Here is a 10,845-nt window from a genome sequence, read left to right on the forward strand (position 1 = left end):
ATCTCGTCGTCCCGGCCAAGCGAAGCGCGAGCCGGGACCCATAACCACCGATGTCCATGTGGGGCCAGCTGGGGCGACAGCCCCTTTCACGGCTCACACCTGTGGTTATGGGTCCCCGCTTTCGCGGGGACGACGATGGAGAGGTATCATCCTCGCCCCTCCGGCCCCAGGGGTGCGATGGCGAGGTCGCTGGTGCCGAGGTCGTCGGTGCCGAGGTCGGTCAGCTCGCATTCCAGGCATTCGACGTCCAGCCGCAGCGCCTCGCCATGGCTGAACAGCAGCAGCGCGCTGCCGCCGGGGGCCTCGCCGGGATGGAATTCGATCCCGACCAGTTCCAGCACCGCCTTGGGTTGCTCCAGATCTATGTTGCGCGACTTGCAGGCCAAAACACGGTCGAAGCGCAGTGCCGCGATCGAACGGCGCGGCTCGGTTCCGCCTGACAGGGTCTGCTCCCAGTCCAGCCTGTTCAGGCCGACCACCAGCCGCTTTTCGTCCTGCCGCCAGACGATGTCGGACGCCTGGACACGGGCGTCCTGCACATGGGCCGATATGACGGCGAGATCGTCGGCATCGAGCGCAATCAGTTTGAGCGAATCGGGCGCCGGCATAGGTCCTCGATAATCTTCTAGTCGCTGATGCGCTGGATAGACGCACCGCAGGCCGAAAGCTTTTCCTCGAGCCGCTCAAAGCCGCGGTCGAGGTGGTAAATGCGGTTGACCATGGTTTCGCCCTCGGCGGCAAGCCCTGCGATGACGAGCGACACCGAGGCGCGCAGGTCCGTCGCCATCACGGGCGCGCCGCGCAGCGTGGCGGTGCCATCGATGGTCGCGGTCTCGCCGTCGAGTGATATACGCGCGCCGAACCGCGCGAGTTCCTGCACGTGCATGAAACGATTCTCAAAAATGGTCTCGGTGATCTGCGAGGAACCGCCGGCGCAGGCCATTAGCGCCATCAATTGCGCCTGCAAATCGGTCGGAAAGCCGGGGAAAGGCGCGGTCGACACCGTCACCGGCTTGATCCCCGCGCCATTGCGCGCGACCCGGATACCGTCATTGTTGACGGTGATGACGGCGCCGGCTTGCGTCAGCACGTCGAGCGCCGACTGCAGCAATTCGGGACGCGCGCCGGAAAGCTGCACGTCGCCGCCGGTCATGGCGACCGCCATCGCATAGGTGCCGGCCTCGATTCGATCCGGCAATACGGTGTGCCGCGCGCCGTGCAGCTTCTCGACGCCCTCGACCACGATCCGCGGCGTGCCGGCGCCGTTGATGCGCGCGCCCATCTTGTTCAGGCAATCGGCGACATCGGCGATTTCGGGTTCGCAGGCAGCGTTGGTGATGATGGTCGCGCCCTTCGCAAGCGTCGCCGCCATCAGGGCTACATGGGTGCCGCTCACCGTCACCTTGGGAAAATCGATCTCGCCGCCGCGCAGGCCGCCGGGCGCCTTGGCCACCACATAGCCGCCATCGATGGTGAGTTCGGCGCCGAGCTTTTCCAGCGCCATGATCAGGAGATCGACCGGTCGCGTGCCGATGGCGCAGCCGCCCGGCAGCGAGACCTTTGCCTCGTGCATCCGCGCGAGCAGCGGTGCAATCACCCAGAAGCTGGCGCGCATCCGCGACACCAGATCATAAGGTGCGGTCGTGTCGATGATGTCGGCTGCCGAGATGTGCAGGGTCTGGCCCTGATATTGGCGGTCGCCCGGCCGCTTGCCCGCCGACATGATGTCGACGCCGTGATTGCCGAGGATGCGCTGCAACTGCGCGACGTCGGCAAGCCGCGGCACGTTGTCGAGGACGAGCGTTTCCTCCGTCAGGAGCGCTGCGATCATCAGCGGCAGGGCGGCATTCTTCGCGCCGGAAATGGCGATGGTGCCGTTGAGCTTGCTGCCGCCAACGATACGAATGCGGTCCATGCCAAAACCCTTTTGCTCTGCACAAATGATCGGACAGATTGATCGACTCGCAAAAGCTTGGAAATTTACGGCTATTTGATGAGGCAACACCTGATTTGGCCGATCAGACTGACATTGCCCCCGACATCATGCATCTCCCGGCCGCCTTGGCTGTCAGCGCGGATTGTGGTTTGACAATCATGGCCGAACACCCCGCGCCTGGCCGTTCGCGTTGTTCATACTGACGTCAGGAGGACAGCGCATCCTTAGCCGCTCACGGATTTTCGGCATCAACCTTGTTCGGACAGGAGACGGAGTTCCCAATGAAGATCAGCGCGCGCAACCAACTCAAGGGCACCATCGTCGATGTCGTGAAGGGCGCGACTACGTCCCATATCCGGATCGATATCGGCGGCGGTGTCATCGTTACCTCTGCGATCACCAATGAGGCGGTCGATGAACTCAATCTCGCCAAGGGCAAGGCGGCCATCGCCGTGATCAAGGCCAGCGACGTGATGGTGGGCACGGAGTGATCGACCGTCGCACCCTGATCGCGGGCCTGTCGGCGGCGCTGATTGCGCCGCGCAGTGCACTCGCACAAACCATCAGGGATGCCGCAGGGCGCAACGTGCCGGTCCCCGCAAAAGTATCGCGCGTGTTTCCGGCCGGGCCACCGGCGGCGATCCTGCTCTATACGCTGGCGCCTGAACTGCTGATCGGCTGGCCGCGCGCCAACCGGCCTGAAGAATGCGCTTACATGCTGCCGGACATCTGCACACGGCCGGAGGTCGGGCGCATCACCGGGCGCGGCAACACCGCCAATCTGGAAACGGTGCTGGCGCTGAAGCCCGACCTCATTCTCGACATCGGTTCGACCAGCGCCACCTTTGTCTCGCTGGCGGATCGCGTGCAAGAGCAGACCAGCATCCCCTACGCGCTGCTGGATGGCCGCTTTGCGGCGATTGCCGGGACCTATCGCACGTTAGGAACGCTGATCGGCCGGCCTGAGGATGCGGAAAAACTGGCGCGCTACGCCGAGGATACGCTCAAGACCATCCTCGGCCGCATCGAGCCGATTGCCGCAAACGAGCGACCAAAGGTCTACTATGCGCGGGGGCCGCGCGGGCTGTCGACCGGGCTCGGCGGCTCGATCAATGTCGAGACCATCGAAATGCTCGGCCGCAATGTTGCCGGCGAAACCCAGGGCGGCCTCGCCAACGTTTCGATCGAACAGGTTCTGGTGTGGAATCCCGACGTGATCGTCACCATCGATCAGGAGTTCGCGGCGACCGTGCGAAACGATCCGTCCTGGGCTGCGGTCAAGGCGGTGCGCGACAACCGGATCCATCTGTCGCCCAAGATGCCGTTCGGCTGGGTGGATTTTCCGCCGTCCGTCAACCGATTGATCGGACTGTGGTGGCTCGCCAAGATTCTTTATCCGGAGCGCTTTCCGGAAGATCTGCGGACGCTGACCGCGGACTTCTACACGCGTTTCTATCACGTCACGCCGCCATCGGCTCAAATCGACCATGTACTTGCGGGCCGGGATTGATAGCCTTCCCCACATGAACAATGCCCGATCCGCCCTGCCCGGATTTGCGGTCGCGATCGCGGTCCTGATTGCGGGCCTGCTGCTGGCGCTTACGGTCGGGCGCTATCCCGTGTCGCTAGGCGATCTCATCGGCGTGCTGCTGTCGAAGGTCGGCGGCCCTCGCGGCGATATATCGCCAGCGGTCGAAAGCGTCATATGGCAGGTGCGCGGACCACGCGTGATGGCGGCGATGCTGGTCGGCGCCGCGCTCGCGGTGGCCGGCACGGCGTTTCAGGGATTGTTTCGCAACCCGCTGGTCTCGCCGGATATTCTTGGAGCATCGTCGGGCGCGGCGCTTGGCGCCGTGGTCGGCATCTATCTCTCGCTCGGCGTGTTCGCGATCCAGGCGATCGCCTTTGTCGGCGGGCTGATCGCGGTCGGCATCGTCTACATGATCGGGACATCGGTGCGTTCGCGCGACCCGATCCTGGTGCTGGTGTTGACCGGCGTCGTGGTCGGATCGCTGTTCGGCGCCGGCGTCGGCCTCGTGAAGTATCTCGCCGACCCCTACAACCAGTTGCCGGCGATGACGTTCTGGCTGCTCGGCAGCCTGTCTGCGACCGGGGTTCACGACCTGTTGCCGCTGGTCGGCCCGGTCGCCGCCGGCACCGCCGTGCTGATCGCGCTGCGCTGGCGCATGAACGTGATGTCGCTCCCCGAGGAAGAGGCGCGCGCGCTCGGCGTCGCGACCGGGCCGCTGCGCATTGCCATCGTCGCCGCCGCGACGCTCGTCACCTCGGCCAGCGTCGCCACCGCCGGGATCATCGGCTGGGTCGGCCTCGTCGTGCCGCATCTGGCACGATCGCTGGTGGGCCCGGATTTCGCGCGGCTGCTGCCGGCGGCGGCCATCCTCGGCGGCGGCTATCTGCTACTGATCGATACGCTGGCGCGCACTCTGGCGCAGGTCGAAATTCCGCTCGGCATTCTCACCGCCGTGATCGGCACGCCGTTTTTCATCTGGCTGCTCGCCAGCGTGCAGAAGACCTGGTCATGACCCTCGAGGGCCATCAGCTCACCATCGGCTATCAGGACCGCATCGTCGGCACCGGCCTCGACGTCAAGCTGCAAAAGGGCGAGGTGCTTGCGCTGCTCGGGCCGAACGGCGGCGGCAAGACCACGCTGCTCAAGACGCTGCTCGGGCTTCTGGCGCCGAAGGCCGGCGAAGTGCGTCTCGACGGCACGGTTCTGTCGGCCCGCTCCATCCGCGAGCGCGCACGCCTGATCGCGTATGTGCCGCAGACCCATGTCGCGACATTTGCATTCACCGTGGAAGCGGTTGTTCTGATGGGCCGCACCGCGCATGGCGATCTGTTCGCCCGGCCGACGGCGAAGGACCACCAGATCGCGGCCAGCATGCTCGAGCGCTTCGGGATCGCGTCGTTAGCGCAACGGCCCTACACCATGATTTCAGGCGGCGAGCGCCAGCTGGTGCTGCTGGCGCGCGCGCTGGCGCAGGAGCCGCAGTTCATCGTTCTGGACGAGCCGACCGCCAATCTCGACTTCGGCAATCAAGGCAAGGTGATGCGCGAGATCCGCGCGCTGGCGGCTAGCGGCCTTGGCGTTCTCTTCACCACCCATGATCCCAATCATGCGCTGCGCGCGGCCGACCACGCCTATCTGCTGCGCGACGGCGCGCGCCTTGCCGAGGGGCCGGTTCAGCAGATCCTGACGCGGGAGCGGCTGGAAGCGCTCTACGGGGCACCGGTGCAGATGATCACCGATGCGACCGGGACGGCGTTCATTCCGGGGTGAGGTCCGCCCCCGGCACCTGGTGCTTTTGACTAATTCGGACCTCCCGAGTTGACGCACGCTTATTGCCGCGGTGCCACGGGCCGCCCGCTGGGTGGCAATAGGGCCGTCCCGCGATTACCGCTCACAGCTCCACAACAAAGTGCTAGGCTCCTGCTTGTCCCAACGACGTGTTTTGCCTGGTCGTTCGGAGGGCGCTGTGACGGAGCACCGGGTTCAAAGGCGATTGGCGGCGATCTTGGCCGCCGACGTGGTTGGTTATTCCGCGCTGATGGAACGCGCTGAGGAGGCCACCTACGCCGAGTTCGAGCGGCTGAAGTGCGAAGTAATCGAGCCTGGCCTCTCCCGCCACGACGGGCGACTGATCAAGACCACGGGTGACGGCGCGTTGGCCGAGTTCGCAAGTCCGTCGGCCGCGGTGCGATGCGCGGTGGAGATACAGGAAAGCATCGCGTCAGGTCGAAGCTCCCTTAAGCTACGCATTGGGGTCAATCTCGGGGAGGTTATCGTCGGGGCTGACGGCGATCTTTTTGGCGACGGGATCAACATTGCGGTCCGGCTGGAGGGGGTCGCCGATCCGGGCGGCATCCTGATTTCCGAGAAGGTGTACAGCGAAGTCGAAGGCAAGCTGGACGCTGGCTTCGAGGACCGGGGCGAACAGCAGCTCAAGAACATCGCCAAGCCGGTCCGCGCTTACGCTGTACGCGCGCAAGCGCATGGCGCGTTGACGGAGAAGATGAGTGCGGCCCCTCCACTTCCAGATAAACCTTCTATTGCGGTTCTAGCGTTCCAGAACATGTCCGGGGATCCCGAGCAGGAGTATTTTGCTGATGGGATGGTTGAGGAGATCATCACCGCACTCTCACGGTTCAAATCGTTGTTCGTAATCGCTCGCAATTCGAGCTTCACCTTCAAAGGCCGAGCCGTCGATATCAAGGAAGTCGGGCGCAGGCTTGGTGTGCGGTATGTCCTTGAGGGGGCTGTGCGCAAAGCATCGGGGAAAGTCCGTATCACCGGCCAGTTGATTGATGCGATTACTGGCGCGCACATTTGGGCGGACAGGTTCGAACGTGACCTGACGGATGTTTTCGCCCTGCAAGACGAAGTGACGGCTGCGGTTGTCTCAGCCATTCAGCCAAAATTGTTTCAAACAGAAATTGCAATGGCCGCCCGGCGGAGACCGGAGAACCCCACCGCCTATGATTTTTATCTCCGAGCCATGCCACATTTTTACCTGACGACCCGCGAGAGTTTGACCGAGGCGATCAGGCTGGCTCATCGCGCTTTGGAACTGGACCCCCGGTTTGGCCTTGTCGCCGCTCTGGCAGCGGTCCTTCACACGAACAACGTCGTTTTGGGCTACGCCGACGATCCGCAGTTTGATCGCCAAGAAGCAATTCGGCTTATGCGCTTGGCATTCAGCCTCGACGATGGTGATCCGGACACGTTGGCATGGGCTGCATTAACCTCGACGTTCATGGTCGGCGATAGGGAAAGTGAGATCGAAATGGCTGACCGGGCCGTCGCGCTCAACCCGAATTCATATGTCGCATGGATCTGTAGAGGCTGGGTCCATCGAAATGCGGGGCTGCCGGAGGAAGCGATCCGCAGCTTTGAACGTGCCATTCGCGCGAGCCCGGTGGATCCGCTACTATACCGGCTATTTACCGGGATGGGGATGGCCCTTATTGAGCTTCGTCGCTTTGAGGAGGCCATCGTCGCAGGGAAGAAGGCCCTACGTCAGAACTCCTCCTTCCCGGCAGTCAACGTCGTTCTCGCGTCGGCTTTCGCCCATCTCGGACGCGACGCCGAGGCGCGTGAGGCGGCGGCGCGTGTGCTGGAACTCGATCCCGCCTTCACAATATCCGCGAGGATGGGTCAGCGCAGACAAGCACAAGCGAAGCTGGAGATTGAGGGTCTTCGGAAAGCGGGGTTGCCCGAGTAGCTCTCCAACTGCGACGAGGTGGTGGAATAGCGGTTAATTTGCTGCGGTGCATGAGTCAGCTTCTGACCCATCGCGTCATTTCGCCGCTGCGCAGCAGCCGCGTCACTTCAGCAGCAAAGCGGACATCAACTTCGGTGCGTCACGCCTAAACCGCGTTGATATCCGCGCTCTCCAGTATCGGCTTCGGATAGCCATCCCGCGCCACCTTGATCATGGCGCGGCCGAGCTGTTCGCTTGTCGTCATGTGGTTCGGCGTGGCTCGCACCATCCAGGACAGCAGCGGCGCGGTGACGGCGTAGACCGCGTTGATCCATCCGGTCTTCGACCTGACGCCGTGCAGCGGCTGGATGCCGGAGGGCCGGAACATGTAGGCCGCCTTGAACGGCAGCTTCAAGAGATCGTTCTCGGTCTTGCCCTTGACCCGCGCCCATCTCAGCGAGCCTTGCTCGGTGGAGTCAGTGCCTTTGCCGGTGACGTAGGTGAACACCATGCCGGGGTTGAGCCGCGCCAGCGTTTTTGCCGCAGCCATGGTGACATCGTAGGTCAGATGCCGGTAGCGCTCCGGATCCATGCCGATCGAGGAGACGCCGAGGCAGAAGAAGCAGGCGTCGTATCCGGCAAGTTGGGATTCGATCTTCGAGAAGTCCGTGAAATTATCGTGCAGGACTTCATGCAGCTTGGCGTGCTGTACCCCGGTCGGGCTGCGCCCGACCGCCAGTACTTCGGTGACGCTGGCATCGACCAGACACTCACGCAGAACGCCCTGCCCGACCATGCCGGTGGCACCGAACAGGATGACTTTCATGATTTGATGAACGCGAGCAGGTCGGCGTTGATGGTGGCGGCTTCCGTGGTGGGCATGCCGTGCGGAAAGCCCTTGTAGGTCTTCAGCGTGCCGTTCTTCAGCAGCTTCGCCGATAACGGCGCGGAGTCTTCATAGGGCACGATCTGGTCGTCGTCGCCATGCATCACCAGCACCGGCACGGTGATCTTCTTCAGATCCTCGGTAAAGTCGGTCTGCGAGAAGGCGACGATGCCGTCGTAATGCGCCTTGGCGCCGCCCATCATGCCCTGACGCCACCAGTTCTCGATCACGGCTTCCGACGGCTTGGCGCCCGGCCGGTTGTAGCCGTAGAACGGACCCGACGGCAGCGCGCGATAGAATTCCGAGCGGTTGGCCGCGAGCTGCGCCTGAAGGCCGTCGAAGACTTCCTTGGGCAAGCCGCCGGGATTGGCCGTCGTCTGCACCATCAGCGGCGGCACTGCGCTCAGGATCGCTCCCTTCGCGACCCGGCTCTCGCCGTGGCGGGCGATATAATGCACCACCTCGCCGCCGCCGGTGGAATGGCCGACGTGAACAGCGTTCTTCAGATCGAGATGCGCGGTCAGCGCCGCGAGGTCGTCGGCGTAATGGTCCATATCGTGGCCGTCGGCCACCTGGCTGGAGCGGCCATGGCCGCGGCGGTCATGGGCGATGACCCGGAAGCCGTTATTGAGGAAGAACAGCATCTGCGTGTCCCAGTCGTCTGATGACAACGGCCAGCCATGGCTGAACACGATGGGCTGACCTTTGCCCCAGTCCTTGTAGAAGATCTCGACGCCGTCTTTGGTCGTGATGGTAGGCATGGGAATTCTCCTCTTGCTTGGTTGCAGTCAACGGCACACCCCGGCGAACTGGCGTTCGCCGGACGACAGGCGCCGTTCAGTCACGCAGGGCGGAATCGCCGCCAGGCGCCGATGATCATGACGACGAAAAACACCAGCACGATGCCCTGGGCAACCGCGAAGACTGGTCCGGCGGGCGGGTTGCCCGGCGCCAGCGCCGTCAACGCGGGGATCTTGAGGAAGCTCTGGGTCACCAGCACGAAGACGTTGAGGTAAAGCGAGAGCAGCGCGGTCACGACGTAAATCCAGCGCCACGCGCCGGCGAGCTTCATGGCGTACAGCGCGACGCAGGCGATCGCGAGCAAGATGAAAGAGAGAATGCCGAACAGGTGGGAGGGCAGCAGCTTTTCGGTCAACAGCGGCGGAATCACAAAACCTGTGGCACTGGTCAGAATGGTGAACAGCAGGAAAACTGCAGTCAAACCCGGCATCCGGTTGGAGCCCAGCATTCCAAACATCACGATCAGGCCCGCAACGATTGCAATCAGACTGATGACCACATGAACTATCACGAACGTCGCCACACTCATACCCAATATCATTGATGCCCCCTCCATTGGAAATGTTCTAAACGTTACGACGCAGCGCGGAGAATTTCCACACGCATCGCGTGCGGCGACGGCAATGCAGGCATGTGCGTGAATGAAGACACATCAACGAAAGTTGTATGATGCACGAAATATTTGCACTGCCGTCACAAATGACGGCAGTGCTTCGTTCGAGTTTTAACGATTGAGAAATTCGACCAGTTTGGGAATCACCTGATCAGGCGCCTCCTCCATCAGCCAATGCCCCCGCCCCTTCACCAGCACGCCCTCGACGTTAGTCGCGACCATCTTGCCTTGCTCGATCAGGAACGGACCGCCGGCTTTCTCGCCAGACAGCACGAGCATCGGCATCGACAATTTGGTCTTCGCAAGGTCCGCAAACTCGACGGCGTCCTGCGGGAATGCGCGAAAGACCTCCATCCCGGCCTTCATGTTGCCAGGCCTGGCATACTCCTTGGCATAGAATTGACGATCGGCTTCCGGCACGGATTTCGTGGCATCGGCGGCAAAATCGTTCCAGAAATGTTCGAGATAGATGCGCTCGCGGCCGGTGACCAGTGCCAGCGGCGTCTTGCCGAAGAAGTGGAAGTGCCAGAGATCGCGCAGCAGAAAGACATTATTCCATTCGCCAACGCCGGGCAGGAACGCTTCCATCAGCACGATCCGGTCGACTTCGCTCGCGTACTGCGCCGCATAGGCGTAGGCGACCATCAGCCCGATATCATGGCCCACCAACCGGATACGGTCGTATTTGAGGCTTTTCACCAATGCGTGGACGTCCTGCGCCATCGCCTTCTTGGTATATCCGCGCTCCGGCGCCGACGACTGGCCGAAGCCGCGCAGATCAGGTGCGATCACGGTGTGCTTGTCGGAAAGCTTTGCGATCAGCGGCCGCCACATATGGCTGGTTTGGGCAAAGCCATGCAGCAGCACGACGGCATCGCCCTTGCCGGCAACCAGATAGTGCAGCCTGGCACCGTTGACGTCCGCAAATTTGCTCTGAGGCGCTTGCGCGAACGAACTGCTCGAAGGGATCAATGCGACCGATAATGCCATCCACATGACAGAAGCGATGGCGCGTAGCGTTCTCGGTACGCATTGCATGTGAGATTCCTCATTCTTCGTTGAAAGAGGATCAGTAGTAGCGTGGTCCGTTGTGTGGGGTTTTTCGCTTCGACAGATCGAACAGCACCTCGTCGACATAGCACCAGCCCCAGCCTTCCGGCGGATCGTAGCCTTCAATCACGGGATGGCCGGTGGCATGGAAGTGCGCTGACGCGTGCTTGTTCGGCGAATCGTCGCAGCAGCCGACGTGGCCGCAGGTGCGGCAGATCCGCAGATGCAGCCACCGGCTTCCGCTTTTCAGGCATTCCTCGCAACCGAGCGCACTCGGCGTGACCGTTTGAATGCCGGCGATGTGGCTGCAGCCCTTGGACATCCTGAAATCGCTTCC

12 protein-coding genes are annotated in these 10,845 nt (G+C 62.7%); 5 read left to right on the forward strand and 7 right to left on the reverse strand.

The features are described 5' to 3' along the window. Positions 1-146 precede the first annotated feature (146 nt). The gene (locus KIP88_RS18500; RefSeq protein ID WP_214489371.1) at positions 147-608 is read right to left on the reverse strand and encodes a DUF2948 family protein; all 462 of its coding nucleotides are present in this window, start codon (positions 606-608) and stop codon (positions 147-149) included. 17 nt (positions 609-625) lie between these two features. Further along, a complete protein-coding gene (murA, locus tag KIP88_RS18505) occupies positions 626-1,915 on the reverse strand; it encodes a UDP-N-acetylglucosamine 1-carboxyvinyltransferase (RefSeq protein ID WP_214489372.1) in 1,290 nt (429 codons plus the stop codon). A gap of 302 nt (positions 1,916-2,217) precedes the next feature. Here murA and KIP88_RS18510 point away from each other — a divergent pair, with 302 nt between their 5' ends. The 5 genes from KIP88_RS18510 to KIP88_RS18530 all read left to right on the forward strand — a co-directional run bounded on the left by KIP88_RS18510 (position 2,218) and on the right by KIP88_RS18530 (position 7,179). Continuing rightward, positions 2,218-2,427, forward strand: coding sequence for a molybdopterin-binding protein (locus KIP88_RS18510; protein WP_214489373.1), 210 nt, complete (start codon positions 2,218-2,220; stop codon positions 2,425-2,427). Further along, entirely contained in the window at positions 2,424-3,446 is a 1,023-nt protein-coding gene (locus tag KIP88_RS18515; protein WP_214489374.1) for an iron ABC transporter substrate-binding protein, read from the forward strand. Before KIP88_RS18510 ends, KIP88_RS18515 begins: the two co-directional genes overlap by 4 nt. A gap of 13 nt (positions 3,447-3,459) precedes the next feature. Then, positions 3,460-4,479: an iron ABC transporter permease gene (locus tag KIP88_RS18520; RefSeq protein ID WP_214489375.1), complete on the forward strand. Its 1,020-nt coding sequence runs from the start codon at positions 3,460-3,462 to the stop codon at positions 4,477-4,479. After that, complete coding sequence (locus tag KIP88_RS18525) at positions 4,476-5,237, forward strand: ABC transporter ATP-binding protein (RefSeq protein ID WP_214489376.1); 762 nt, start codon at positions 4,476-4,478, stop codon at positions 5,235-5,237. The genes KIP88_RS18520 and KIP88_RS18525 overlap by 4 nt, the downstream gene beginning before the upstream one ends. Before the next feature lie 235 nt (positions 5,238-5,472). Continuing rightward, the gene (locus tag KIP88_RS18530; RefSeq protein WP_214489377.1) at positions 5,473-7,179 is read left to right on the forward strand and encodes an adenylate/guanylate cyclase domain-containing protein; all 1,707 of its coding nucleotides are present in this window, start codon (positions 5,473-5,475) and stop codon (positions 7,177-7,179) included. 145 nt (positions 7,180-7,324) lie between these two features. Here KIP88_RS18530 and KIP88_RS18535 read toward each other — a convergent pair whose 3' ends face one another. The 5 genes from KIP88_RS18535 to KIP88_RS18555 all read right to left on the reverse strand — a co-directional run bounded on the left by KIP88_RS18535 (position 7,325) and on the right by KIP88_RS18555 (position 10,830). Continuing rightward, positions 7,325-7,984 (reverse strand): NAD(P)H-binding protein, encoded by a 660-nt coding sequence (locus tag KIP88_RS18535; RefSeq protein WP_214489378.1) that lies wholly within the window; start codon positions 7,982-7,984, stop codon positions 7,325-7,327. Next, the gene (locus tag KIP88_RS18540; protein WP_214489379.1) at positions 7,981-8,805 is read right to left on the reverse strand and encodes an alpha/beta fold hydrolase; all 825 of its coding nucleotides are present in this window, start codon (positions 8,803-8,805) and stop codon (positions 7,981-7,983) included. The genes KIP88_RS18535 and KIP88_RS18540 overlap by 4 nt, the downstream gene beginning before the upstream one ends. Before the next feature lie 80 nt (positions 8,806-8,885). Beyond that, on the reverse strand, positions 8,886-9,386 hold the full coding sequence (locus KIP88_RS18545; protein ID WP_214489380.1) for a hypothetical protein: 501 nt from the start codon (positions 9,384-9,386) through the stop codon (positions 8,886-8,888). A 183-nt stretch (positions 9,387-9,569) separates the two neighbouring features. Beyond that, a complete protein-coding gene (locus KIP88_RS18550) occupies positions 9,570-10,496 on the reverse strand; it encodes an alpha/beta fold hydrolase (RefSeq protein ID WP_214489381.1) in 927 nt (308 codons plus the stop codon). 31 nt (positions 10,497-10,527) lie between these two features. Next, entirely contained in the window at positions 10,528-10,830 is a 303-nt protein-coding gene (locus KIP88_RS18555) for a UBP-type zinc finger domain-containing protein (protein WP_214489397.1), read from the reverse strand. Positions 10,831-10,845 lie beyond the last annotated feature (15 nt).

The sequence above is a fragment of the Bradyrhizobium sp. SRL28 genome (assembly GCF_018596315.1).
Classification (GTDB): Bacteria; Pseudomonadota; Alphaproteobacteria; order Rhizobiales; family Xanthobacteraceae; genus Bradyrhizobium.